Source organism: Ciceribacter sp. L1K22 (assembly GCF_017599385.1).
Classification (GTDB): domain Bacteria; phylum Pseudomonadota; class Alphaproteobacteria; order Rhizobiales; family Rhizobiaceae; genus Allorhizobium.
Genome location: NZ_JAGFPK010000001.1, coordinates 3,609,759 through 3,634,342, shown reverse-complemented (window position 1 = coordinate 3,634,342; position 24,584 = coordinate 3,609,759). Strand labels below are relative to the sequence as shown.

Below are 24,584 nucleotides of genomic sequence, written 5' to 3'. Positions count from 1 at the left end.
AAACCGATCATAGTAGCCAGATGCCGGAGGGCAGCGTGGCGCCTTCATGTCGGACCTAGAGGGCACCACCTGAAGTACTCAATAGCGGACATCTCGCTCGCAGGGACAGTGGACTGCCCTGTGCTCTGAGCACCAGCGGTCATGGATCTCCAGCTAGCCCTGCTGATCCATCCTTATCTTTTCTTTACTCCGCCCACCGCTCTTCCCAATCGAAGCCTGACGCGGGGTGCCCTTAATCCTGTCCGTGTACCAACAGGAGACACGGCATATGTCCGACTTCATCTTCATCGCGCTCGGCGCCAGCACGCTTCTTGTGCTGGCGGTTTACGCCCGCGCACTCGACCGGCTTTGAGGGAGGGTTGCAGATGCTTGAACCTCTCTTCGGCCTTTTCGTCGCGCTGGCCCTCGGCGCCTATCTCGTCGTGACGCTTTTGTGTCCCGAGCGTTTCTGATCTGGAGCAGTTCCATGACAACCGTCGGATGGCTGCAGATCAGCCTTCTCTTCCTTGCCGTTCTCATCGCCATCAAGCCACTCGGTCTCTACATGGCCCGGGTGTTTTCCGGTGAGCGGACCTTTCTCTCGCCTATTCTCGGCCGCGTCGAGCGTGACCTCTACCGCGTGAGCGGCGTCACCCCTGAGAAGGAGCAGAGCTGGCTCGGCTACACGCTTGCCATGCTTGCCTTTTCGCTCGCCGGCTTCCTGGCGCTCTATGCCATGCTGCGGCTGCAGGCCTATCTGCCGCTCAATCCGCAGGGCTTTGCCGGGATGCCGTCGGATCTCGCCTTCAACACGGCCGTCTCCTTCGTCACGAACACCAACTGGCAGAACTATGGCGGCGAAACCACGCTTAGCCATTTCAGCCAGATGGCGGGGCTGACGGTGCAGAATTTCCTGTCCGCTGCCACCGGCATGGCACTTGCCGTCGCCGTCACGCGTGCGCTTGCCCGCTCGAAGGTTTCGACGCTCGGCAATTTCTGGGTCGATGCGACCAGGGCAACCCTTTACGTGCTCCTGCCGATGGCGATCGTCGTCGCGCTTGCCTTCGTCGCACTCGGTCTACCGCAGACGCTCCAGGGTTCCGTGACCGCCACGACCCTCGAAGGCGCCAATCAGGTGATTTCGCTCGGCCCCGTTGCGTCCCAGGAAGCGATCAAGCAGCTTGGCACCAATGGCGGCGGCTTCTTCAACGTCAACGCGGCCCATCCTTTCGAAAACCCGACGGCCTGGTCGAACTACCTCAACATCTTCGCCATGCTCTCGATCTCGGCGTCACTCGTCTACACTTTCGGCCAGATGGTCGGAAACCGCCGGCAGGGCTGGGCGCTGATCTCGGCCATGGCGGTCCTGCTCATCGCAGGCGTGGCCGTGACCTATTGGGCCGAAGCCCAGGGCAATACCATCCTGACCGCGATTGGCGTCGATCCGGCGCTCGGCAATATGGAAGGCAAGGAAGTCCGCTTCGGCCAGGCGATGACCGCGCTTTATGCGGCTGTCACGACGGGCCTCTCGGACGGTGGCGTCAACGGCATGCACGGCTCGCTCACCGGCCTTGGTGGTCTCGTTCCGATGTTCCTGATGCAGCTCGGGGAAGTGCTGCCGGGCGGCGTGGGCTCCGGTCTCTACGGCATGCTGGTCTTCGCAATTCTATCCGTCTTTGTCGCGGGCCTGATGGTCGGCCGCACGCCGGAATTCCTCGGAAAGAAGATCGAGGGTCGCGAGATGAAGTTCGCCATGCTCGCCGTGCTCATCCTGCCGCTGGTGATCCTCGGCTTCACCTCGGTCTCCGCCATGCTCCCCTTCGCTGTGGCAAGCGTCGGGACCGCGGGTCCGCACGGTCTCTCCGAAATCCTCTACGCCTACACGTCGGCAGCCGGCAACAACGGCTCTGCCTTCGGCGGCCTCACCGGCAATACGCTCTGGTACAACACCACGCTCGGGATCGCGATGCTGCTCGGCCGCTTCGCCTATATCGTGCCGGTGATGGCGATCGCCGGATCGCTCGCCGCCAAGGTGAAATCGCCTGCCTCCGCCGGCACCTTCCCGACAGACGGCCCGCTCTTCGTCGGCCTGCTGATCGGCATCATCCTCATTCTCGGCGGCCTGCAGTTTCTGCCCGCGCTGGTGCTCGGCCCCATCGTCGAACACTTCGCCATGCTCGCCGGCCAGACCTTCTAAAGGACCCATCATGTCAAAAGACCAAAAAGCCTCCGGTCTTCTCGATCCCGCGATCCTGTTTCCGGCGATGCGCGATGCCGTCGTCAAGCTCGATCCGCGCAAGCTGTTGCGCAACCCGGTCATCTTCGTAACCGAGATCGTCGCCGTCGTCGTCACGATCCTCTTCGTCCGCGATCTCGTCAGCCAGTCCGGCGGCGCGGGCTTCTCCGGCCAGATCGCCGCCTGGCTCTGGTTCACCGTGCTCTTTGCCACCTTCGCCGAAGCCGTGGCCGAGGGCCGGGGCCGCGCCCAGGCCGACAGTCTGAAGAAGACCAAGTCCGAACTGGTCGCCCGCCGGCTCGGCGCAGGCGGGGAGATCGAAACCATTCCGGCCTCCAGCCTCAAGGTCGGCGATATCGTGCTCGTGGCTGCCGGCGAACTCATCCCCGGCGACGGCGAAGTGATCGAAGGTGTCGCCTCGGTTAACGAAAGCGCCATCACCGGTGAATCCGCCCCCGTCATCCGCGAATCCGGTGGCGACCGTTCGGCCGTGACGGGCGGCACGCAGGTGCTCTCCGACGAGATCAAGATTAGGATCACCGTCCAGCCCGGTTCCTCCTTCGTCGATCGCATGATCGCGCTAATCGAAGGCGCCCAGCGCCAGAAGACGCCGAACGAGATCGCGCTCTCGATCCTGCTGTCGGGCCTGACCTTGATCTTCCTGTTCGTCTGCGTCGCCATCTGGGGCCTTGCCGGCTATTCTGGCACGGTGCTCTCGGTCACGGTGCTGGCAGCGCTGCTGGTGACCCTGATCCCGACCACGATCGGCGGCCTTCTCTCGGCCATCGGCATCGCGGGGATGGACCGCCTGGTCCGCTTCAACGTCATCGCTACGTCAGGCCGCGCGGTCGAAGCTGCCGGCGACGTCGACACGCTGCTTCTCGACAAGACGGGCACGATCACCTTCGGCAACCGCATGGCCGGCGACTTTCTGGCCGCTCCAGGCGTGACACCAGCCGAACTCGCAGAAGCTGCGCTCATCGCCTCGCTGTCCGACGAAACGCCCGAGGGACGCTCGGTCGTGGCGCTCGCCACCGGCGAGTTCGGTGTTCCCATGCCCAAGGTCGAGTTCGATGCCGTGATTGGGTTCACCGCGGAAACCCGCCTCTCCGGTGTCGATATCGGTCAGCGCCGCCTGCGCAAGGGGGCCGTCGACGCGGTCTTGAAGTTTGCCGGTCTCAACGAACAGGATGCGTCCGCCGATTTCCGCCGGGCCGTCGATCAGGTCGCCCGCACCGGCGGCACGCCGCTCGGCGTTGCCGATGGAGACCGCCTGCTCGGCGTCATCCATTTGAAGGACGTGGTCAAGCCCGGTATCAAGGAACGCTTTGCGGCGCTCCGCGCCATGGGCATCCGCACCGTCATGGTGACCGGCGACAACCCGGTCACCGCAGCCGCCATTGCTTCGGAAGCCGGCGTCGACGATTTCCTTGCCCAGGCAACCCCGGAAGACAAGCTCGCCTATATCCGTCGGGAACAGCAGGGCGGCCGCCTGATCGCCATGTGCGGCGATGGCACCAATGATGCACCGGCGCTTGCCCAGGCCGATGTCGGGGTCGCCATGCAGACCGGCACCCAGGCCGCCCGCGAAGCCGCCAATATGGTCGACCTCGATTCAAGCCCGACCAAGCTCATCGAGATCGTCGAGATCGGCAAGCAGCTCCTGATGACGCGCGGCTCGCTCACGACCTTCTCGATCGCCAATGACGTGGCCAAATACTTCGCCATCATCCCGGCGCTGTTTGTTGCGACCTATCCCGCGCTCGAAGCCCTCAACATCATGGGCCTTGCCTCACCGCAATCGGCCATCCTCTCGGCCGTCATCTTCAACGCGCTGATCATCGTCGCACTCATCCCGCTGGCCTTGAAAGGCGTGGCTTACCGTCCGTCCGGTGCAGCGGCACTCCTGCGCCGCAACCTGCTGGTCTACGGCGTCGGCGGGCTCATCCTTCCCTTCGCAGGGATCAAGGTCATCGACATCGCCGTTAGCGCTCTTCACCTGGTGTAATCATGTTCAACCAAATCAGATCCGCACTCACCCTCGTTGTCGCTCTAACCGCCTTGACAGGGCTCGCCTTTCCACTTGGTGTTACCGGCATCGCCCAGGCCATCATGCCTTTGAAGGCCAATGGCAGCCTGATCGAGCGCGACGGCAAGGTCATCGGTTCGGCCCTGATCGGGCAGGCCTTCACCTCGGACCGCTACTTCTGGCCGCGTCCTTCGGCAACCGGCCCGGACCCCTACAACGCTTCAGCCTCGTCCGGCTCGAACCTCGGCACGACCTCGGTCAAGCTCAAGGATCGGGTGGTGGCCGACATCGACCGACTGAAGGCAACCGGGCTTGTGGCACCTGTCCCCGGCGATGCCGTGACAACCTCGGGCTCCGGCCTCGACCCGCATGTCTCGCCCGCCTTTGCCGAGGCGCAAGTTGATCGTGTCGCACAGGCGAGGGGGCTCCAGCCCACGGAAGTCGCCGATCTGGTCGGCCGGTTGATCGAAAAGCCGGACTTCGGCGTTATCGGCGAAGCAAGGGTCAATGTGCTAGAGCTCAATCTGGCGCTTGATGCCCTGAACAAATGAGAACTTGATGGCGGACGACGACCGCAGGGACGAAAGACGTCCCGATCCCGATGCCCTGCTTGCCCTGGCGGAGAAAGACCGCCGGGGCAAGCTGACCGTCTTCCTGGGCGCAGCCCCGGGGGTCGGCAAGACCTATGCGATGCTGTCGCGTGCCCGACGCCTCAAGGCGGACGGGCTCGATGTCGTGGTGGGGCTGGTCGAAACCCATGGGCGAAGCGAGACGGCGGCACTGCTGGAGGGGCTGGAAATCCTGCCCCGCCGGCGGGTGGCCCATCGCGGGCGCATGCTAGAGGAGTTCGATCTCGATGCGGCGCTCGAGAGGCGCCCTCGCATCGTCATCGTCGATGAACTCGCTCACACGAATCCGGAGGATAGCCGCCATCCCAAGCGCTACCAGGACATCGAGGAGCTGATTGCGGCCGGCATCGACGTCTGGACGGCACTCAACATCCAGCATCTCGAAAGCCTGGCCGATCTGGTCGCCCAGATCACCGGCGTCACCGTGCGCGAGCGCGTGCCCGACGTGGTGTTGAAACGGGCCGACGACGTGCTGCTCGTCGACCTCTCGCCCTCGGAACTGATCGAACGGCTGAAGGAGGGTAAGGTCTACCTGCCCGAAAGCGCGAGCCGCGCCGTTGACCGCTTCTTCCGTCTCGGCAATCTGACGGCGTTGCGCGAACTGGCGCTGCGCCGCACGGCGGATCGCGTCGACGACCAGATGGTCGATTATCTGAAGCAGAACGCGATCGACGGCCCCTGGGCGACCGGCGAGCGGCTCCTGGTCTGTGTCGGATCGGACGCCCTCTCGGAAAAGGTCGTGCGGGTGGCAAGCCGGCTCGCCTCCGGGCTCAATGCGCCCTGGCTCGTCGTCTCGATCGAGCGGGCCGACCGGGAGGTCGAGACGCCCGAGCGCCTGCAGCGCATCGAAACCCTCTTCCGCCTTGCCGAACAACTTGGGGCTGAAACGCGGCGGATCATCGGCAATGACTTTGTCGAGGAGATCCTGAAGCTCGCCCGTCGCGAGCATGTGACCCAGATCGTGATCGGCACCCGTAAGCGGAAACCTTGGCAAAAGCTCGTCAGCCGCTCTCTTCCGGATGCTCTCTCACGCAGCGCGTCCGGCCTTGGCATCCACATCGTGACCCCGGACGGCACCGCCCCTGAGACCCACCGCGCGCCCTTCACCATGCCGAAAGCCTCGTCCCTGAGGCAGTCGGCGCTCTCGGCGCTTGGCTTTGTCACCCTGACTGCCCTGATCGGGAAAGGCATCGACCTCTTCGTCGATTTGCCGAACATCTCGCTGCTCTTCCTGCTGGCCGTGCTCGGCGCCTCGGTGGTGGGCGGTTACGCTTCAGCCTTCCTGGCAGCACTCCTGTCGGCGCTCGCTTACAACTTCTTCTTCATTGATCCGCGCCACACCTTCACCATCGCCGCGCCGCACGAGGTCTTCGCGCTCTTCGTCTTTCTGGCCGTTGCCATCATCGCAGGGGGGCTTGCCTCGCGGATCCGCGAACAGGCCGCCGTTGCGCGCATCCGCGCGACGGCATTGCAATCGCTCTATGACTTCTCCCGAAAGCTTGCGAGCACCGCCAAGGGCGAGGACGCGATCTGGCTGGCGGTTTCGCAGTTGCAGGCAAGCCTGAAGCGCAGGGTCGTGCTGCTCCTGCCGCGCAAGGGCGATCTCGCGGTTGCCGCCGCCTGGCCGCCCGACACCGAACTCGACGTCACCGACCTGACGGCGGCGCGCTGGACCCATGACAAGCGGGAACCGGCCGGCCACGGCACCGGCACGCTGCCCAACAGCCGTTTCGAGTTTCGCCCGCTGCTCGGGCCGCACGGCATCGTGGGCGTCTGCGGCATTGAGCATCCCGGCGAGCGACTGGACCTCAATGCCGAGCGCTCTCTGACTGCCATTCTCGACCAGACGGCGATTGCCCTTGATCGCGCACGCCTCGCCGACGAGACGGTCGAACAGGCCGCGCGGCTGGAGGGCGAACGCTATCGTGAAGCGCTGCTCTCCTCCATTTCCCATGATCTGCGCACGCCGCTCGCGACGATCACTGGTGCCGTCACAGGTCTGCGCCAGCTCGGGGAGCGCATGACGCCGGAAAACCGCGACGATCTGTTGCAGTCGATCGAGGAGGAAAGCGGCCGCATGAGCCGCTTTGTCGCCAACCTGCTCGACATGACACGCATCGAGGCCGGGACGCTAAAGCCGAAACAGGACTGGGTGGATGTCGCCGACGTCGTGCAGTCCGCCGTCGAGCGCACCCGCAAGCATGCTCCGGGACGGATCGTCGAAACGGGCATCGCCGCCGACCTCCCCCTGATCCGTGGCGACAGCGTGCTGATCGGCCAGGTCCTGTTCAACCTTCTGGACAATGCCGTGAAGTACGGTGGCGACGAGCCGATCAATGTCTATGCCCGTCGGGACGGCAAGGACGTGCTGATCTCAGTGACCGATCAGGGCAAGGGCATTCCGCCAGAGGATCTGGACCGTATCTTTGAAAAATTCTATCGCAGGGGAAAGCCGGACGGGCGCGCGCCGGGAACGGGGCTCGGCCTTTCCATCGCCCGAGGCTTCGTCGAGTCCATGGGCGGCAGGATCCATGCGGAGAGCCCGGCCTTGAAAAAGAGAGGCACGCGGATCGTCATGCACTTTCCCGCAGGCAATGAAACGAGGGGTGACGTCAAATGAACCAGTCCCGCATTCTGGTCGTCGATGACGAGCCGCAGATCCAGCGTTTCCTCAAGCCCTCGCTTACGGCGGCAGGCTACGACGTCATCGAGGCGAGCACAGGCGCGGAAGCGTTGAAAGCGGTCGCCACCCAGGCACCTGACATCGTCATCCTCGATCTCGGCCTGCCTGACATGGATGGCAAGGAGGTCATTGCCAGTCTGCGCGGATGGTCGGATATCCCGATCGTCATTCTCTCGGCCCGAGACCGGGAAAGCGAGAAGATCGCGGCGCTCGACCTCGGCGCCGACGACTATGTCGAGAAGCCCTTCGGGATCGGCGAACTGACGGCTCGCATCCGAACCGCGCTGCGTCATCGCGGGCGCGACGATGCGATCCCGACCGTCATGGAGATCGACGGACTAACGATCGACCCGATCAAGCGGAACGTTTCACGGGAGGGCGAGACCGTGCATCTGACGCCGAAGGAGTACGATCTTCTTCTGCTTCTCTCCCGCCATGTCGGCCGGGTCGTCACCCACCGCACCCTTCTGACATCCGTCTGGGGCCCCGCCCACGGCGACGACCTGCATTATCTGCGCGTCTTCATCGGCCAGCTCCGCCAGAAGATCGAACGCGACCCGACCCAGCCGCGCATCGTGCGCACAGAACCGGGTGTAGGCTATCGGATGGCGGAGCAGGATTGACGTTGAACTTCTCGCATCGCATCGAATGTCACTCGCGGCAAAGCATGGTGTCGGGGTGCATGGGGCAGTTCCTGCTACTTCACTCAAAGGAGAAATCTGCCTTCAAACTGAAATAGCAGACGAGCGCGGTTTAGAGAACTGGCATTGTACGTTTCTCCCTTGGCCAATGGTGGCCGAAGGAGAACTGAAATGGGTACAGCACAATATGATCCTGCCGCACTGGGGCGACCAGCTTGGAACGCGGGTAAACAAATTGGTGTTAAGAAGCCTCTCAAGCAGCGCCAGATCTGGGCAGTCTGCTTCTTCCTCGACCGTGAAGGAAGGATGCGAGATCGAGCGCTTTTCGATCGTGCCATCGACAGCAAGCTCCGCGGCAGCGATCTAGTAAAGCTGAAAATTGGACCTCTCGTCACAGGACATAATATTCGAACTCGTGTGACCGTCGTCCAGCAGAAGACTGGACGACCCGTACAGTTCTAAATCACGACCGAGGTTAGAGCTAGTCTGCTTCCCTGGCTTCAATGCAACGGTATCGATTCCCTTATGGGCGCTCTTCATCATCGCGGCCGCAGCCATGGTTGTTCTCTTGATCATGATCTTGTCGGGCCAAGCGAGGATCTAAGGACGGGCATACTCGGTTTCCGGCGCCAAGCTCATTTCACAGAATCCCCCAGGCCCGAAACCTACCCCTCCCCGTCATCTCCCTCAACCCGAGTTCCTGAACGATCCGCCGCGCGCCTTGCGGCGTGACCTCAAGCGTCTTCGCCACCATGCCAGCCGAGATCAACGGCCGCGCCATGACCAACTCGACGAGCTCCGGCAGCCTGGACGACGTCCGCCGTCCTTCGAGTTTGCGCATCATCATCTGCCGCGCCAACACCAACCGGTCATGTTCTTTCAGCCCCGTCTCGGCGGAGATTGTCAGCGCCCTTGCTATCGCCAGCAACCGTGTCTCGCGATCACGATGCCGGCGCCGATCGACAGGGATGGCCTTGAGCCCGAGATTGATCGCCGCGAGATGGGTGCCAGTGGTCACACCGCCCTCGCGCAGGATCGAAGCAGCCAGAAGCCGACCAAGCCAGGGCGCATGCTGGAGGACGGCGATCTCGTTCCAGGCGTCGAGCGCAGCGATAGCCTGCAGGACCGGCGGCAGATCATGGGTGCGCGCCAGCACGGCCCGCCACTCCTCCAGCCGTTCGTCCTCATCCCAGTCGAGATCGTAGACGAAGGGATCCTTGTCCGGAGCATTCTTAACACGACCTGGCTTCTTGGCTTCTTCTATCGCGATCTCGGAGCGGGCGAGCACAGCATCGATCGCGGCCAAAGCATCACCCAGACCATCATTGTCAGGATCTTCGGCCTGCCCTACCCCAGCCCCAATGCTGCCCACCTGAACATTGCCATCCGGCACCCCCTCCCCGTCTTCTCCCGATGATGCTGCGGGCCACGCCCGCCCGCGCAGCGACGCGAGGCCGGGGCTCGAGAGCGCCCAGGCGGGGGGATGGGCAGCGATGCGGCGTCGGGTTTTCAGGATGTCGCGGGCGATGGTGAGTTCGTGGGTGGGTGCGCGGATATCTCGAAGCGCGTCATGCAGGACGAGGTCCTCGAGATGAACGAGTTCACCGTCGACCCAGAGCGAGGCATGCGCGTCGAGGAAGTGGCCGCGCTCGAGAAAGCCCTCGCCGACGGGAGAACGGGCAATGCGTTCGTCGAGACGGGCAAAAGCGACCGCGGCCTCGGAGATCGGCCGCAGCAGGCTCTGGAGGGGCAATTTGGCGAGATCGTAAGACATTGAAATTATGGTAAATGATTCGTTAACCGAAATCTATCTCTGCATTTGAGTTCGCCACCCAATAGAGTGCTCCAGGCCACGCCTGGCCGCCGATAAGTAACCCTTATCGGTGGTCAGCCATCTCTTTGCACCTTCTTGCCATCTCGCGCCACAAACACTATGTTGGGGCCAGCATTCGAGGAGGAGCGCCATGTCCGAACCACAGCTTTCCATCCGTAGCACCAAGGCGAGAGATCTGGCGCACGCGCTTTCGCGCCGCACCGGTCAGCCAATCAATCGCCTCGTCGAACTGGCACTTGAACGGTATGATATCGAATTGAGGCAGCAGGACAAAAAGCATCCGCTGGATGCCGTCTGGGAGCTTGCAGCCGAAGGCCGCCGCAATGTTCCGGCTGGCACCACGTCTGCGCATGATGATCTTTATGACGAAAATGGCCTGCCGATATGATTGCGATCGATACCTCGGTTCTTGTTGCAATCGTCCTTGAGGAGCCGGAAGCCGAAACCTTCAAGTCAGTCCTAAGGCAAGAAGAGATTGTTATCGGTTGGCCTACTCTGTTTGAAACAAGAGCGGTTCTGACAGCCAAGGGTTTCTCCAATCCCGCTGACATCGTCTCCAGGTTCGTTGACGCACCGAACATCATGCCAGTCGCCTTCAACGAGAAGCACTATCGTGAGGCTGAAGCGGCGCTAGACCGATATGGCAAAGGACGCCACCCGGCTAGCCTGAACATGGGTGACTGCTTTTCTTACGCTGTCGCTGCAGTTGCCAAGGCACCCCTTCTGTTCAAAGGCCATGATTTCGGCCAGACGGACCTTAAGCTCCATCCAGCATCGTCAACGGCATGACCCGTGGAAGCCGAACCATCGTTGATCGCAGAGCTGAAGACCTAGACACGATCGCAGCCGTCTTGCCGATCGATCGGCGCGACGAACTGGCCGAGTTGCTTACTGACAAGGACATCGAGACGCTCCGTCATCTGGTCAACGAGGGAATGGGCGCCAACACCTTGCGTGCGCTTGTCTCGGATCTCGCCTATCTGCAGGCCTGGTCTCTGGCAGCGACCGGCCGCTCTCTTCCCTGGCCCGCGCCTGAGGCGCTGCTGCTGAAGTTCGTTGCTCACCACCTATGGGATGCGGAGAAGCGCCTGATGGATCAGGACCATGGCATTCCTACGGATGTCGAAAGTAAACTTCGCGTTCAAGGTTTTCTTCGGTCATCCGGTCCACATGCGCCAGACACCGTTCGCCGGAGACTGGCCACGTGGTCGACGTTGACGAAATGGCGCGGGCTTCCGGGATCTTTCGGCTCCCCTGCCCTCCGATCCGCCATAAGACTTGCTATCAGAGCAACGCCGCGACCGAGGAAGCGAAAGAGCGCAAAGGCGGTCACCGGAGACGTACTCGCAAAGCTCTTAGCGACCTGTGCCAACGGCAGCCTGCGGGACGTGAGAGATCGGGCCATTCTGATGGTCGCGTTTGCTTCAGGAGGTCGTCGCCGCAGCGAGGTCGCCGGCCTGAGGCGGGAGCAATTGCAGCCAGAAGAGCCGATCCAAATTGACGGAGGCCCTCCCCTTCTCTCTCTTTCCATTCATCTCGGCCGCACCAAGACCAGTGGCGCCGACAGTGATGAGGTTGTCTACCTCAGCGGTCGACCGGTCGACGCCTTAAACACGTGGCTAACGGCTGCGAAAATCGAGACGGGCAGTGTCTTCAGGGCGATTGATCGCTGGGGCAATGTTTCGCGCCGGCCGCTAGAGCCAAAGGCCATCAACGACATCGTCAAGCAGCGTGCCGCCATGGCCGGACTCGATCCGGCAGAGTTTTCCGCCCATGGCCTGCGCTCCGGCTATCTGACCGAAGCGGCAAACCGCGGCATTCCCCTGCCGGAAGCAATGGAACAGTCTCGGCATCGATCCGTTCAGCAGGCATCGGAATACTACAACTACGCCCATCGCCGCGGCAGCCAAGCCTCGCGCATCCTCGACTGATGCCTGAGTATGCGACATTCGGCCCCCGGAACTCAAACCACTTGCTTTTCGCTGCGGGCATCCGCCAGCATATGGGCCATCATCATATGGAGCCGTAATCGAAGTCATCTTCCCCTGCGTTCCCGCTATATCGGGAAGTAAGCCACTAGACGTTTGATCTGGCCTACTTTTGAAGGATTGGGCTCGCCATCACGACGTTTTTCGGCTCGTCAACTCGCGCCGGTGGGAAGTCAAACGCCCAAGCCGTAATCGGTAGTTTCCTGACAGCCCTCAGAACCACGGCCGGAGGACACAAATCAATCTGTTCAAGTTCTACGATGCCGATGGGGTGTCATGCGCGCGATGAAGTTCTCTAGACTCCCACCAGACTCCCCAATCGCTTTCACCACTTCCAGCGTCGCCATCAAGATCAGCTTTCGCACGTTACTCAGCAGATCGCCAACCTTCCCTGCTCCAACAACTGCAAACTTTTAGACAGGATGTCCTGAGGCGTTGCCGAATCTCTTCTGTGGACGAAGAAGACGCGCCAGAATGCAACCGAAGACCTGCCTGTTCTCTCCCCCCGGCTCCGAGACGCCTCCCTCGCTGTTCGGACTGTTGCCACTCACGACAAGTCCTGCATCGAAGGCGCCGTCAGATGCAGTCTCAGCGTGGTACGGACTATGCCTTGCGCATATAGCGATCGGCGCGCCTTCGACTGAAAGAGAACGATGCTCCGGAAGGATCGAAATGGCCGCCCGGCGAAAGCGGCACTAGCGCGTTTAAAGTGGTGCTGGGCCGGTCCCCGCCCAGACAGTAACCGCAACCACCGCCGCAGAACAATGTTTGCCTTCAAGAGAAAGCGGCTATCCATTTGTAATTACGACAATAAAAGGCGGTTTGTACGGCTGACAATCGCGCATTCAGATGCCTATCGTGCGGCTTCTGCTTATCGCGGCAACCGCGCCCGACGCAAGAACGTGTCGGTATACCCCTGGCGGAATGCGCTGGGCAGTTGCAGCCCGAAATAACGCGGCCGCAAAGATAATTAACAGTCGCAGAACCCACGTTTATACGTGCGTGATATTTACCGCACGTCACTGCACGGAGCTCTACATCAGCTCATTTATAACGTGGGACCGATTAATGAATTCAGGCACTGTCGAAGCGGCAGCCCCGTCTTTGCGTCGACAGTCGACCACCGATAGGTGCTCCGCTTGTTGTTCGCCTCGATCAGTGGCGTCGAGGCGGGGGGGGCGCCAACGATGTTAAACCGGATGGCGCTCGTGGAAGAGCCCGAATGGGGTCCGCTTGGGTGACGCCTCCACGCTTCCAGTTCCAGTATTGGACCATGGGAAAGTCGACTGAGCGTCGCCCAGTTCATGACGGCGGTCACCTCCATCACGCCGGCCCCGGCTACCCCAGTCGGATTCAATGGTGGCCGGATCAGCCTCTCACGGATCGAGTTTCAGCAATCCCTCGGGCGCCTGTCTGTTTGGCATACTATACTGACGTGTATCGGAGCCCCTCTATGTATTCTTCCTTCAGGATCGAGAGCGCCTTTACGACGCCGGGCTCCCCTTCGGCGGCGAGCGCCCAAAGCGGATAACGTCCAAGCATAACGGCGGTGGCGCCGCGGCTTCGATAGCGTAGAACGTCCAGGCCGCGTCGGATTCCGCTATCGGCCATAACGGTGAGACGATTGCCGCAAACGGCCGCGATGTCCGAAAGCACGTCGATCGGGGCCGGAGAGGCATCGAAATTTCTCGCCCCGTGGGAAGATACAACGATACCATCAGCGCCTACGGACGCAGACTTCTCCGCATCCTCGCACGAAAGTATGCCCTTGAGGACGAGTTTGCCCGGCCATTTATCGCGCAACCATCCAACATGGTCCCAGTTGAGGTCCTTCATCAGAGACAGCCGCTGGTCAATCGTTGCGTCGATCAGCTTCGGTCTTAGGCCCTCGGGATAGTTGTTCATCGCCAGCATACCTCGACGGATCGTTCTGTTCAAAGCAACGCCAACCAGCCAGTTGGGCCGCAATGCCAGATCCATGATGCCGCGCGATGTCACCTTGTAAGGCATGTTGAAGCCACTCCTCAGGTTCCATTCCTTGCGGGAGCCCGCGGGTGTGTCGACCGTCATGACAGCGACGCGCGCGCCGGCGTCCCAGGCACGGCGCAACATCTCCTCGGAAAAGCTGAGATCCTGCCAGAGATAGACCTGCATCCATATCGTGACATCGGGGGCGGCCCTCGCGATCTCGTCGACGCCGCTGAGCGACTGTGTCGAAAGGCAGAATGGAAGTCTGCATCGGGCACTTGCGCGGGCGAGGGCCTCCTCTCCGCCGCCATGGACCAGTCCGGCCATGGCCGTCGGGGCAATAATCAGGGGAGCAGAAAAATTTTCCCCAAAGAGAACGGTATCTGTTTGAGGAGCGGCACCGGAAAGTACGCGCGGTACGATTTGGGTTGCGTCGAGCCGCGTGCGTAAAGCACGAAGGGAGGCCTCTTCACCCACACCGCGGTCGATATAGTCGAACAGTCCGCGCGGCAATTTACGTTGCGCCGCGCGGCGTGCCTGCTCGAACGAAAGGAAGCCCGACACGCTCAGGCGCTCATGACCCAAATGACCTCGGCGTCTTCCTCACCGATGGAGGTCCAGCAGTGTTCGCCGTTCCCATCGTAATAGACGGAGTCGCCTGGGCCCATTTCGAGAGGTTCGTAAACCTTGGAGTGCAAAAGCATGCGGCCCGAAACGACCCACAGGAATATCTCCGTGTCGGAGCGGGCCCAAACCGGGTAATCGTCCAGGCTGCGTGCGGTGACGCGGGTGCGTACGGGGATCATGCGCTTGTCCTTCAGATCTCCGCAGAGCAGAAGGTTGGCGCAGGATAAGGACGTATGCTTCTTACCTTCGCCCGCCCGGCTGACGGCGCGTCTGCCAGGGGCATAGACGGGACGGGTCTGCGTAATCAGTTCGGTCAGTTCAACGGTCAGGCCCTCTGCAATCTTCTGCAGTGTCGAAATGGTCGGCGACAGCTCCCGGCGTTCGATCTTCGACAACGTGGAGGCGGCAACGCCTGTCAGTCGCGCGCACTCCTGCAGGGTCAGCTTGCGCTCTTTGCGCAATTGCACGATCCGTTCCGCGACGGACTCGCTGGGTGCGTCCGGAACACTGACCAGTGCGTCTTTCTGGGCCATCAAAACCTGGCCCGTCAGCAATGTCGTTTGCTCGTTCATATTGTTCCCTAACCCATTCCATTACCAGTATACGACAAAAATTCCACGATAAGAAAGACAGCTTTTACATGCTCTCCGATTTCCCGTCATCCTTGACGTGCATATGGCACGAAAATTCCCACGTCTTAACGCAACGGAAGCGGGTTAACTCGATAGGGCAGGGGATACATGAATGATGTAATTTTTTTCGTATAATAAAAATTGTTGACGAATGTGTATGTTTCGCTCAATCTCCAGAGGCAGCTGGACACGACGTCCTGCAACGAAAAAAGTAGGGAACTATCATGGACTTCATGCGAAAAATGCGCCTTGGCGCAACGGCTTCGTTCGCCCTTCTGGTCGGTGTTGCGACAGCTCAGGCTGACACTGTTCGTTTTGCTCATGTTGATGGCGAGGGCGACCTTCTCAACAACACCTACTGGACTTGGACAGAGGTTTTCTCATCCACGCTCAGCACGCAGACAAACGGCAAGTACCAGCTTGAAGTCTTTCCGAACGGACAGATGGGCGATCTGGAATCGCTTGCCGAACAGAACGTGCGCGGATCCTTGCAAATGGTCGGCGGGCTCAACGCCGGGCATATTGCTGCCTATGCACCGATCGCATCTGTTCTTGAGTTACCCTATACGTTCCCATCAACCGCGATTGCCCGCACTGTGCTCAACGGGCCGTTTGGAACGTCGCTGTCGGACAAGATCGCTGAAACGTCCGGCGTTCGAATTCTTTCATATCTGCCTTCGGCCTTCCGCAATTTCTCGTCATCGACCAAGCTGATAAAGTCGCCAGCCGATATGGTGGGCATGAAGATGCGCACACAGCAGGTGCCGATACATGTCGAGATGGTAAAGGCGCTCGGTGCATCGCCGACCCCGATTGCCTGGGCCGAACTTTATAGCGCCTTGCAGACCGGCGTTGTCGATGGGCAGGAAAACGCCCCTTACACGATGTTGATGGCCAATCTTCAGGAAGTGCAGAAATATTACACTCTGGATCATCACCTGATCAACATGCCGCTCATCACGATCAATGAGGAGTATTGGCAGTCGCTACCCGACGAGGACAAGAAAGCTTTCGACTACGCTGCCTCCGAAGCGACGTTCGCTATGCTTGGTGTGATCACAGCCAAGGAATCTCAGGATCTGGCGAAAATCCGTGCCGCTGGCGTCGAAATCTATCAGCCCACTCCGGCAGAGTTCCAGGAATTCGTCGATGCAGCGCAAAAGCCGGTCGCAGAGCTTCTGGCCAAGGACGTGGGTCAGGATATTATCGATCAGCTCAAGGCTGCCGTAGCCGCTGCCCAGAAGGGCGAGTGAACCTCGGTTGGATAAATGAGATCGGCGGGCCTTCTTCTCTAGGGCCCGTCCATTCGCTCACTGCTTTGCGGGGTTCTTATGCTCAACGTTCTCGAACGCAGCGCAAACGCCTTGGCCTCCATCGCCTCTGCTGTCGCGCGCGTCCTCCTGATCATAATCGCCGCTGTTTTGTTCACGCAGGTCTTGTTGCGTTACGGCTTCGGCTTCTCCTTGCCTTGGCCGGAAGAGGTGTCCCGTTATCTGATGATCTGGGTCGTCATGCTCGCCGGAAGCTTGCTTGTGAAGGACGAGCAACTCGTGCGCGTCGACTTTTTTGACGTTTTCTGGCCGACCTGGCTAATCGGCTATCGCAACGCCTTTTTCCGCCTGTTGCTGGTCTGCCTCCTTGCCGTCCTCGTTTGGAAGGGATTGGACAACTCGCTGTTCGGCTTACGCCGACAGTCGGTCACGATCGGACTTTCATTCTTCTGGATTTATCTCGCGGTTCCCGTCGGGGCTGGCTTGATGATGTTCCAGATGCTGATTCTGGCCTTGAGAGACATCCTCCGCGGCCCGGTGGACAATGGGCCATCAATCCTCAAATCGGAGATATGAGCCGTGGATCAGCCGCTTCTCGTTGTCATTGGTCTGCTGCTCTTCCTGATGCTGCTCGGTAGCCCGGTCATCTTCGCTATCGGCTTTGCCGGTCTGGCCTATTTCTTCGTTAAGCCCGGTATGTCGGCCATGCTCGACGTCTATGCCCATAAGTTCTTCACGGGCATGGACGTCTTCATCTGGTTGTCCATTCCTCTGTTCGTTATCGCCGGCGAGATCATGAGCGCCATCGGCATGACCGAGAGGCTTGTCAATCTGTCACGCCTGATGGTCGGGCGGCTACGGGGCGGCCTGGCCTATGTAAACGTTGTCGGCTCGATGCTGTTTTCAGGCGTCTCCGGATCGGCGCTTGCGGATATCTCCGCACTTGGTCCCGTCGAGATGGAGATGATGGAAAAAGATGGCTACGAGAAGGATTTCGCAGCGGCGCTGACGGTCAGCTCCGCTATTCAGGGACCGATCATTCCGCCTTCTATACCGCTGATCATGTTTTCAGCACTGACCAATACGTCTGTTGCGGCGCTGTTTCTGGCGGGTGCAGTGCCGGGCATGATGCTTGGTCTTGGCCAGATGGCGATGATCTTCTTTCTTGCTCGCCGCCGTGGGTTCAAGGCAAATCCGATCGCAGGCCTGAACCTCGAGATGGCACTTCACATCCTCTACAATGCATTCTTCGCGATCTTGATGCCCCTCATTATCATAGGCGGCATCATTTCAGGCGTGTTTACGGCAACTGAGGCTGCCTCGATCGCCGTGGTCTATGCGCTTCTGGTAGGTTTCCTTGCCTATAGAAACCTGACTCTGAAAGCGCTCTGGTCCATTCTGGATCGTTCCGCCCGTACATCCGCGTCTGTCTACTTGATCGTCGGGTTTGCCACGATCATATCCTGGGTATTGGCCAACGAACGACTGCCAAACCAGCTTCAGGAACTGGTGTTATACTACAATCTGCAGCCCTGGCTGCTGTTGCTCTGCCTCAACCTGTTCTTCCTGATCAACGGTCTGTGGATCGGTGACTCTGTTCAGTTGCTGCTGTTTGCGCCGCTGTTCACCCCGATCCTTGCGGCCGTGGGTGTAGACCCCGTCCATTTCGGGGTGATCATGGTGCTCAACGTCATGATCGGCCTGATGACGCCGCCATACGGGCTTGCGCTTTATCTCGGCGCATCGATCTCCGGCGTTCCACTCGGGCGGATCGTCGTTGCGTCCTTGCCGTTCCTGTTCACCAACCTCGTCGTGCTCTTGCTGGTCACGTACATCCCAGAGATTTCGCTAACTTTGCCGAGGCTTTTCGGTTTCCTCTGATCCAGATTTCTCCCAAAAGGACTACAAAAATGTCTCTCACAAAAGCTGATGTTTCCGGACTCTTCACTGCGATCGTAACGCCCTTCGCTCCGGACATGTCGGTCGATTTCGATACCCTGAAGGCTCTCGTCAAGCGCCAGTTAGCCGCTGGCGCCACCGGTATCGTGCCAATAGGCGGCACTGGTGAATATCCGGCGTTGTCACGCAAGGAACGCGCAGACATCGTTGCTGCGTGCGTCGACGCTGCCGGCGGTGCGCCTGTGATGCCGGGAGTTCTGTCGACCGGCTACCATGACGCCATTGATGCCGGACGAGATTTCAAGGAAGCCGGTGCCGCAGGCCTTATGTTAGTCACGCCTTACTACGCCGTCGGCCCGCAGGAAGGTATGCGACGTTATTTCAACGCTTATCGCGCTGCAATCGACTTGCCCATTCTGGCATACGAAATTCCTCGGCGCACCAATGCAGCACTTTCGGCGGCGACCTATGCCCAGCTGGCCGATGACGGTGCCATCATCGGGATGAAATATTCGAACTACGATATGCCGGAATTCCTGGCCGTGCTTCGTGAGGCCGGTGACAAGCTGGCCATCCTGTCGGGTGAAGAGCCGCTGTTTGCCACGCATATCGCGCAAGGAGCGGTCGGCGGCGTTCTGGCCTCAGCCTCGATCTATCCAGAGTTTTGGATCAAGGTTTTCAAGCTCGCCTCGAGCGGCGACCTCAAGGGTGCACTCGCGTTGCAGAGCAAGATTGACCCGGTACTGTCCGCCATCTATCGCGAGACCAATCCGGGTCCCCTCAAGTTCTTCATGAACCTCGCGGGGCAGGCAATGGGTGGCGTCCGTCTTCCGCTCACCGGACCAACAGAGGAAACGAAAGCCATGCTTGCAAGCGTGCTTTCGAGTTTCCACCAGAACAAGGCTGCCTGAAGACGATGATTGCCGAAGGCCTCTTGCGCGAACTGTCGGAGATACTGGGGCCGAAGGGCCTGTTGACCGACCCTGAAGATATGGCTCCTTTCGTGACCGATTTTCGCAACCGGCGGACGGGGAGGGCGCTCGCGGTGTTGCTGCCGGCGACGACGCAAGAGGCATCTCTTGCCGTGCGCGCGGTAACATCGCGTAAGATACCGATCTTCCCGCAAGGCGGAAACACGGGCTTATGCTATGGCGCGGTCCCGACGGACGGCGTTGTTCTGGGACTGAAGCGAATGCGGTCGCTGCGCGAGGCCGACGGTCGATCCGGGCTGCTGAGTGTCGATGCCGGAGTGACCCTTGCGGAAGTGCATCTGCAGGCCGAAAAACTCGGAATGCAGTTTCCCCTTTATCTCGGCTCAGAAGGCACGGCCCAGATCGGCGGCCTGATTTCCACCAATGCCGGGGGTACCGGCGTCCTGCGCTACGGCTCCATGCGCGACCTCATCGCAGGCGTCGAGGTGGTGCTTGCCGATGGCAAGGTGCTGAACGAGATGGCAGGTCTGCGCAAGAACAATACCGGCTATTCCATCACCCAACTTGTGGCCGGTGCCGAAGGAACGCTTGGTATCGTCACTGGCGCGGTATTGAGGCTTGCGCCGCGCATGAGTAGTCGCGCCCATGCTTGGCTGGGTCTCGACACGATCGAGGCGGCACTTGAAGTTGGAAGTCGCGTGCGCAAGGCGTTTGGCGCGCAGGTTGAAGCGCTTGAGCTTGTGGACCGCGCCGAGGCGAGCTACGTGGTGCGACACATCCCCGATGTTCGCATGCCCCTTTCAGAGCTTCCACCCTATTCGCTGATGATCGAGGTCGCGTCACCTGGGGTCGGGGAGGACCTGACGACCCAGCTTGAAAATGTGATGGCGTCTGCAATGGATGATGCACTGGTCGTGGATGCTGTGATCGCCAAGAGCGAAAAGCAGGCGCATGAAATCTGGCATTTCCGACACTCGGTCACCGAGGCCAACAAGATCAACGGAATTGGTGTCGTTCTCGACACGTCGGTGCGTCCATCCGCCATTCCGGATTTCGTGGCGCATGCCGACCGCGTGACAGCCGAGCGTTTCCCGGAAGCTGAGCGCGCCATCGTTGCACACCTGGCCGACGGCAATGTTCATTATATCGTGATGTTCCCGCATGATGTCTGGTCCTCATACCCTGACAAGATGGCAAAGGAACTCGAAGTCGAAGAAGCAATCCACGACGTATGTGCCGCCCATGGCGGCAGCTTTTCCGCTGAACACGGGATTGGTCGCAAACTGACCGGGGAGATGCAGCGACTGCTTGATCCGGTCCGCCTGGACGTCATGTCCCGCATCAAGCAGGCTCTGGACCCTGAAGGTCTGTTGAACCCCGGTGCGCTGTTGCCGAAGGCTTCTCTGTAACCAACTGGCGAGAAGAGAGTTTGGAAGTGACAAAGTCGATCTTTGATCCCATGCCGGCACACAGGGGAGGGGGCTCATAAGCATCCCCTCCATCAGCCGGTACTTCTGACATTTGCATTCTGCCGGTGAAGCGCCATCAACATCGGCCCCAATGAAAACTCCCCACGCTCAGCCTTCCGCGTCAGATCCCGCAGATACCCGCCGGGCGAATTGATGTGACCCGCCCGCTCGAGCATGCAGGCAACGGCGATCGCTGCATTTTCTGGTCCCATGATCTCACAGGCGTCCTGATAAGCAGACGGACTTATGCCCAACATGGATCGAACCACAACAGCCGCCGACATCAGGTCGCGCCAGGACGCAATGGCGCCGCCCGGCCCATAGTCCGCCATCTGCGGGCACCCCCTTAGAACCATCCCCAATGGAAATGCCCCCACGTCTGGCTGCTTTGGCCGAGGTTCTGGTTCCGCCGGCTCGCCCTGCTCTTTTCGAGAGCGAGGTTCAAGTTCATTGATGGATTCGGTTTTTGAATTCTGTTTATGCTGACGGTATACGGCATCATTGGCGTCGGATTTTTGTGAAAAGAACTGATTTTCCAATGTCTTGAGTACGGCCTCTCTGAGCGCCGTCAACTCTTCAAGCATGTGGGTGAGGTCGTTCAGGCCCTTTGCGAGCCGCAGCCGCATGACGGTCGCGACGTACCGCTGCTCCAACCCCTCCCAATCGCCCGAGGCACCTTCATCCATGGCAGCCGAAATAAGCTTGCGGATATCCCTGCGCGTAATCGTAATGCGCTCTCTGATGAACTTCAGTTGCCGATTGTCTTCGGCCACCTGCTGAGCCAGCAATGCGAGTTCCTCGGAGCGCGCGAGGAGAGGAGCGAGACTGAAGCCATAGGCGGTTTCAATCGCGCCGTTCCGCCCTTTCCTCACATAGCGCTTACCGTTCGGACTGTCGTGGCGCTGAATGAGCCCCGCCTGGACGAGGATCGCGAGGTTCTCGCGCAATGTCGTACCGGCTATCCCATTGGCTCTCGCGCTCAATTGAGCGTTCGACGGAAAGACGATGAGGTTGGCTTCCTCGCTCAACTCGCTGTCGGGATAGAACGTCAGCAGAGCATTCAGGACGGCAAGCGCGCGATCCCTGATGCCAAGCAATGATCTTGCGTCACAGGCATCCCGGTACACCCGCCACTTGTCGGCCGTCTTTCCCTTCCTGATGTCGGATGTATCGAACTGATTTTTCACCAGCGCAAGCGTCATCCGCCGCCGCCCGAAGGGCGTCGTTACATTTCCACTTTGCATTTCTTTTCCCTCTCAAAGGGCAAAAGAAGATCGATCACCGGAACGGTGCCATTAACTCTTGACTGTGATTCGTGGAAATGCGAGTCTCAGGGTGCGAACATGAGAGAGGCTTCCACGACGGCATCGTCTGGGGGCCTTTTCTTTTGCTGTCCTATTTTCCTTCAGCTTTTGATGCGTTGACGAACTCCTTGTGGAGACGCTCGAGATTCTCGGAAATGAACCGACCGAAGCGCGCCGCATCGGTCGATTTCAAGGTGATTGAATAAGCACGGCCGCTACCTTTGAATTCGGCGCGGACGCTTGCATCCTCGGACTGCCATTCGGCAGCCGCTTTTGGTTTCCTGGCCGGACGGGCAGCTCTCTTGAGCTCCGCCGTCAAGAGGTCGAAGCGGCCGTCTGACTCGAGAGCCTTGAATGCGTTCCCGGCCACGACGTCGCTGACCAGGGAAAGTACCGGCGGTCTTTCGACCTGTTGCGCAAACTCGATCCATCGGTCACGACCGACGGATTTCGCCGGGCCAATCGCAGCGACGATGGGCGCCGGCACCCGTCCCGTGACGAAAAGCATGCGCGTCAGCATAGGGGCATCGACAGACAGAGCGGACTGGATCGTCTTCTTGTCATGCCCGAGTTCAAGAAGCTTCTGCGCAAATGTCGCCCGTTCAATGAAGGAGAGGTTTTCGCGGGCCGAGTTTTCCTGACCCTGTGCGATGACATGATCGGCATCCGTAACCGACTTGACGACAGCCCGCACCGGCCGCCCGAGATCGCGGGCGGCTCTGGCGCGACGGTGACCGAAGACGATCTGGTAGTGACCCTCTTTTTGCGGATGCGGCCTGACGAGTATGGGGCTGTCCTGCCCGCGCTCACGGATTGCCTCGAGCAGGTCGCTGTAGGCGGCCGCGTCGTCTCCCATGCGGTCGGAAACGAAGGAATTCTCCACAACGGCCGTGTCGAGTTCGACCACCGCTTCGCCAACCAGATTCTGCTCAGCGAGCGCGGCCTTTTCGGCCAACTCGTTCAGCGAACTGATCATGGACCGGGATGCGCCCCTGGTCGCATAACCTGGCGTCGCGCGACGCTCTGGTGACGTCCCCTGCGGTGCGGTGATGTTGGCAAAGACGTCCTTACGAGCCACGGTATACCTCATTCTCGGTGCTGACCGACCAGATCCTGGCGAACTTGGCGAAGTTAGCCATTGCGTCTTCCCCAGGCAGCATTCATCAGATCCACGACTTCGGCGTTCACGGCATCCATGGACTCGCGGGCGCGGTCGTATGTCGAGGCCGTGAACTGCGACTTCTCGACTTCATAGAGACTTTGCTTGGTCAGCCCGGCGTCGGACACGGCGGTCGACTTGACCATGTGGTTCTTCATCATCTGCTGCGCGAACATGGACTGCATGAAGCCCACCATCTGCTGCTGCGGGATGTCGGTTGGCTCATAACGAGTGATCAGATACCGGAACCAGTCGAGCGAAACATTGACGCCGACTTGCTCCACGCTTTTCAGGATATCCCCGAGCATCAGCAAAAACTGCGACATGGACATGATATCGAGCATCTGCGGATGAACGGTGATCAACACCGATGTCGCCGCCGTCAGCGCGGTCAGCGTCAGATAGCCAAGCTGGGGAGGGCAATCCACGACCACGACGTCGTAGCGATCGTCGACCTCCTCCAGCGCCTGGCCGATCCGCGTGTAGAACAGCTTGCCGGCGCTTGAATCCTTGCGCTGCATGGCGATCGGCGTCTCGTATTCGTATTCCTGGAGTTCCAGGTTTGCCGGCACCACGTCCAGGTTGGGGAAGTTCGTTGGCTGGATGATGTCGACGATCGACTTACGGTTCTCGTCGTAGCGCAACGACTCGTAAAAGGACGGTTTGTTGTCGAGCTCCGGCTGAATGCCGTAAAGCGCCGTCAGCGATGCCTGTGGGTCAAGATCAACGGCAAGCGTGCGAAATCCCCGGAGCGCGAGATACTGGGCAAGATGGGCCGACGTGGTCGTCTTCCCAGACCCGCCTTTGAAGTTCACGACAGCAATGACCTGCAGTTTCTCGTGCGCCTGGCGCCGAGGCACACGATCAAGCAGCGCGCGCAACTCATCGATTTGTGAAGCGGTGTAATAGCGGCGCCCCGTTGAAGTCGTCGTAGGCTCCACGCCCTTGCCTTGCAGATGCAGTTTCTTAAGATAGCTTTGCGAAACGCCCACGAACTCCGCAACCTCGGCCAGCGAGAACTGCCGCAGGGTTTTCTGGGCATTGGGAGGAAACTTGACCTGCCGCAGCATGTCCAGTTTCGAGGAGATGTCGCTGCCCTGGTCCAGTATCGTATCGGCAAAGCTCGATACTTTTTCGGAAGTGGCCGTTTTCACGTTCATCAGGAGCTCCAGGCCCAGTCACGATAATTTCGGTCAAAATACAGAATTATCGTGACACTCGCCCGATTCCCGATTCGTGACAAGAAAAATAAATTCGTGACCGCAAATGCGCTTTTGCGGCGCGATCGCCGGGCGGGTTCCGGC

General features: G+C 60.1%; 21 protein-coding genes. 15 read left to right on the top strand and 6 right to left on the bottom strand.

The genetic code is table 11. The annotated features are described in order from the left end of the window. Window positions 1–365 precede the first annotated feature (365 nt). The 7 genes from J5J09_RS17825 to J5J09_RS17795 all read left to right on the top strand — a co-directional run bounded on the left by J5J09_RS17825 (window position 366) and on the right by J5J09_RS17795 (window position 8,659). On the top strand, window positions 366–452 hold the full coding sequence (locus J5J09_RS17825) for a potassium-transporting ATPase subunit F (protein WP_246746007.1): 87 nt from the start codon (window positions 366–368) through the stop codon (window positions 450–452). 14 nt (window positions 453–466) lie between these two features. Further along, entirely contained in the window at window positions 467–2,176 is a 1,710-nt protein-coding gene (gene kdpA / locus J5J09_RS17820; RefSeq protein WP_208552856.1) for a potassium-transporting ATPase subunit KdpA, read from the top strand. A gap of 10 nt (window positions 2,177–2,186) precedes the next feature. Then, on the top strand, window positions 2,187–4,223 hold the full coding sequence (gene kdpB, locus J5J09_RS17815) for a potassium-transporting ATPase subunit KdpB (RefSeq protein WP_208552851.1): 2,037 nt from the start codon (window positions 2,187–2,189) through the stop codon (window positions 4,221–4,223). Window positions 4,224–4,225: 2 nt separating this feature from the next. Further along, window positions 4,226–4,795, top strand: coding sequence for a potassium-transporting ATPase subunit KdpC (gene kdpC, locus J5J09_RS17810; RefSeq protein ID WP_208552847.1), 570 nt, complete (start codon window positions 4,226–4,228; stop codon window positions 4,793–4,795). Between the two features lie 7 nt (window positions 4,796–4,802). Further along, window positions 4,803–7,493, top strand: coding sequence for a sensor histidine kinase KdpD (locus tag J5J09_RS17805; protein ID WP_208552846.1), 2,691 nt, complete (start codon window positions 4,803–4,805; stop codon window positions 7,491–7,493). Further along, a complete protein-coding gene (locus tag J5J09_RS17800; protein ID WP_208552844.1) occupies window positions 7,490–8,179 on the top strand; it encodes a response regulator in 690 nt (229 codons plus the stop codon). The genes J5J09_RS17805 and J5J09_RS17800 overlap by 4 nt, the downstream gene beginning before the upstream one ends. Before the next feature lie 189 nt (window positions 8,180–8,368). Beyond that, a complete protein-coding gene (locus J5J09_RS17795; protein WP_246745867.1) occupies window positions 8,369–8,659 on the top strand; it encodes a hypothetical protein in 291 nt (96 codons plus the stop codon). A gap of 178 nt (window positions 8,660–8,837) precedes the next feature. On the opposite strand, the gene J5J09_RS17790 is transcribed toward J5J09_RS17795, so the two are convergent. Then, window positions 8,838–9,980, bottom strand: coding sequence for an RHE_PE00001 family protein (locus tag J5J09_RS17790; protein WP_348646488.1), 1,143 nt, complete (start codon window positions 9,978–9,980; stop codon window positions 8,838–8,840). 181 nt (window positions 9,981–10,161) lie between these two features. Here J5J09_RS17790 and J5J09_RS17785 point away from each other — a divergent pair, with 181 nt between their 5' ends. The 3 genes from J5J09_RS17785 to J5J09_RS17775 are packed head-to-tail and all read left to right on the top strand — an operon-like array spanning window position 10,162 to window position 11,962. Then, on the top strand, window positions 10,162–10,419 hold the full coding sequence (locus J5J09_RS17785; protein WP_208552842.1) for a type II toxin-antitoxin system VapB family antitoxin: 258 nt from the start codon (window positions 10,162–10,164) through the stop codon (window positions 10,417–10,419). Further along, window positions 10,416–10,820, top strand: coding sequence for a type II toxin-antitoxin system VapC family toxin (locus J5J09_RS17780; protein WP_208552841.1), 405 nt, complete (start codon window positions 10,416–10,418; stop codon window positions 10,818–10,820). The genes J5J09_RS17785 and J5J09_RS17780 overlap by 4 nt, the downstream gene beginning before the upstream one ends. Then, window positions 10,817–11,962: a site-specific integrase gene (locus J5J09_RS17775; protein ID WP_208552840.1), complete on the top strand. Its 1,146-nt coding sequence runs from the start codon at window positions 10,817–10,819 to the stop codon at window positions 11,960–11,962. Before J5J09_RS17780 ends, J5J09_RS17775 begins: the two co-directional genes overlap by 4 nt. 1,482 nt (window positions 11,963–13,444) lie before the next feature. On the opposite strand, the gene J5J09_RS17770 is transcribed toward J5J09_RS17775, so the two are convergent. Continuing rightward, a complete protein-coding gene (locus tag J5J09_RS17770; protein WP_208552839.1) occupies window positions 13,445–14,551 on the bottom strand; it encodes an alpha-hydroxy acid oxidase in 1,107 nt (368 codons plus the stop codon). A 2-nt stretch (window positions 14,552–14,553) separates the two neighbouring features. After that, window positions 14,554–15,186, bottom strand: coding sequence for an XRE family transcriptional regulator (locus tag J5J09_RS17765; protein WP_208552836.1), 633 nt, complete (start codon window positions 15,184–15,186; stop codon window positions 14,554–14,556). Window positions 15,187–15,470: 284 nt separating this feature from the next. Between J5J09_RS17765 and J5J09_RS17760 the strand changes: the two genes are divergently transcribed. The 5 genes from J5J09_RS17760 to J5J09_RS17740 all read left to right on the top strand — a co-directional run bounded on the left by J5J09_RS17760 (window position 15,471) and on the right by J5J09_RS17740 (window position 20,757). Next, window positions 15,471–16,499 carry a TRAP transporter substrate-binding protein gene (locus tag J5J09_RS17760; RefSeq protein WP_208552832.1) on the top strand — a complete coding sequence of 343 codons (1,029 nt, stop codon included), beginning with the start codon at window positions 15,471–15,473 and terminating at the stop codon, window positions 16,497–16,499. Between the two features lie 78 nt (window positions 16,500–16,577). Beyond that, complete coding sequence (locus J5J09_RS17755) at window positions 16,578–17,093, top strand: TRAP transporter small permease (RefSeq protein ID WP_208552831.1); 516 nt, start codon at window positions 16,578–16,580, stop codon at window positions 17,091–17,093. 3 nt (window positions 17,094–17,096) lie between these two features. Beyond that, window positions 17,097–18,398, top strand: coding sequence for a TRAP transporter large permease (locus J5J09_RS17750; RefSeq protein WP_208552830.1), 1,302 nt, complete (start codon window positions 17,097–17,099; stop codon window positions 18,396–18,398). A 29-nt stretch (window positions 18,399–18,427) separates the two neighbouring features. Then, on the top strand, window positions 18,428–19,327 hold the full coding sequence (dapA, locus tag J5J09_RS17745) for a 4-hydroxy-tetrahydrodipicolinate synthase (RefSeq protein ID WP_208552829.1): 900 nt from the start codon (window positions 18,428–18,430) through the stop codon (window positions 19,325–19,327). Window positions 19,328–19,332: 5 nt separating this feature from the next. Continuing rightward, window positions 19,333–20,757, top strand: a complete 1,425-nt coding sequence (locus tag J5J09_RS17740; RefSeq protein ID WP_208552827.1) for an FAD-binding oxidoreductase — start codon at window positions 19,333–19,335, stop codon at window positions 20,755–20,757. 92 nt (window positions 20,758–20,849) lie between these two features. On the opposite strand, the gene repC is transcribed toward J5J09_RS17740, so the two are convergent. From repC to repA, 3 genes are all read right to left on the bottom strand, one after another. Then, window positions 20,850–22,061, bottom strand: coding sequence for a plasmid replication protein RepC (gene repC / locus J5J09_RS17735; protein ID WP_208552826.1), 1,212 nt, complete (start codon window positions 22,059–22,061; stop codon window positions 20,850–20,852). 151 nt (window positions 22,062–22,212) lie between these two features. Next, window positions 22,213–23,199, bottom strand: a complete 987-nt coding sequence (repB, locus tag J5J09_RS17730) for a plasmid partitioning protein RepB (RefSeq protein WP_208552825.1) — start codon at window positions 23,197–23,199, stop codon at window positions 22,213–22,215. Window positions 23,200–23,252: 53 nt separating this feature from the next. Then, window positions 23,253–24,440 carry a plasmid partitioning protein RepA gene (gene repA / locus J5J09_RS17725; RefSeq protein WP_208552813.1) on the bottom strand — a complete coding sequence of 396 codons (1,188 nt, stop codon included), beginning with the start codon at window positions 24,438–24,440 and terminating at the stop codon, window positions 23,253–23,255. Window positions 24,441–24,584: the final 144 nt, after the last annotated feature.

Excerpts from the sequence above, each read along its gene's own strand:
- kdpB (WP_208552851.1), top strand. The coding sequence starts at position 2,187 with ATGTCAAAAGACCAAAAAGCCTCCGGTCTTCTCGATCCCGCGATCCTG.
- kdpC (WP_208552847.1), top strand. The coding sequence starts at position 4,226 with ATGTTCAACCAAATCAGATCCGCACTCACCCTCGTTGTCGCTCTAACC.
- J5J09_RS17765 (WP_208552836.1), bottom strand. The coding sequence starts at position 15,186 with ATGAACGAGCAAACGACATTGCTGACGGGCCAGGTTTTGATGGCCCAG.
- repA (WP_208552813.1), bottom strand. The coding sequence starts at position 24,440 with ATGAACGTGAAAACGGCCACTTCCGAAAAAGTATCGAGCTTTGCCGAT.
- J5J09_RS17740 (WP_208552827.1), top strand. The coding sequence starts at position 19,333 with ATGATTGCCGAAGGCCTCTTGCGCGAACTGTCGGAGATACTGGGGCCG.
- J5J09_RS17795 (WP_246745867.1), top strand. The coding sequence starts at position 8,369 with ATGGGTACAGCACAATATGATCCTGCCGCACTGGGGCGACCAGCTTGG.
- J5J09_RS17825 (WP_246746007.1), top strand. The coding sequence starts at position 366 with ATGCTTGAACCTCTCTTCGGCCTTTTCGTCGCGCTGGCCCTCGGCGCC.
- J5J09_RS17775 (WP_208552840.1), top strand. The coding sequence starts at position 10,817 with ATGACCCGTGGAAGCCGAACCATCGTTGATCGCAGAGCTGAAGACCTA.
- J5J09_RS17755 (WP_208552831.1), top strand. The coding sequence starts at position 16,578 with ATGCTCAACGTTCTCGAACGCAGCGCAAACGCCTTGGCCTCCATCGCC.
- J5J09_RS17785 (WP_208552842.1), top strand. The coding sequence starts at position 10,162 with ATGTCCGAACCACAGCTTTCCATCCGTAGCACCAAGGCGAGAGATCTG.
- kdpA (WP_208552856.1), top strand. The coding sequence starts at position 467 with ATGACAACCGTCGGATGGCTGCAGATCAGCCTTCTCTTCCTTGCCGTT.
- dapA (WP_208552829.1), top strand. The coding sequence starts at position 18,428 with ATGTCTCTCACAAAAGCTGATGTTTCCGGACTCTTCACTGCGATCGTA.
- J5J09_RS17805 (WP_208552846.1), top strand. The coding sequence starts at position 4,803 with ATGGCGGACGACGACCGCAGGGACGAAAGACGTCCCGATCCCGATGCC.
- repC (WP_208552826.1), bottom strand. The coding sequence starts at position 22,061 with ATGCAAAGTGGAAATGTAACGACGCCCTTCGGGCGGCGGCGGATGACG.
- J5J09_RS17780 (WP_208552841.1), top strand. The coding sequence starts at position 10,416 with ATGATTGCGATCGATACCTCGGTTCTTGTTGCAATCGTCCTTGAGGAG.
- J5J09_RS17760 (WP_208552832.1), top strand. The coding sequence starts at position 15,471 with ATGGACTTCATGCGAAAAATGCGCCTTGGCGCAACGGCTTCGTTCGCC.
- J5J09_RS17800 (WP_208552844.1), top strand. The coding sequence starts at position 7,490 with ATGAACCAGTCCCGCATTCTGGTCGTCGATGACGAGCCGCAGATCCAG.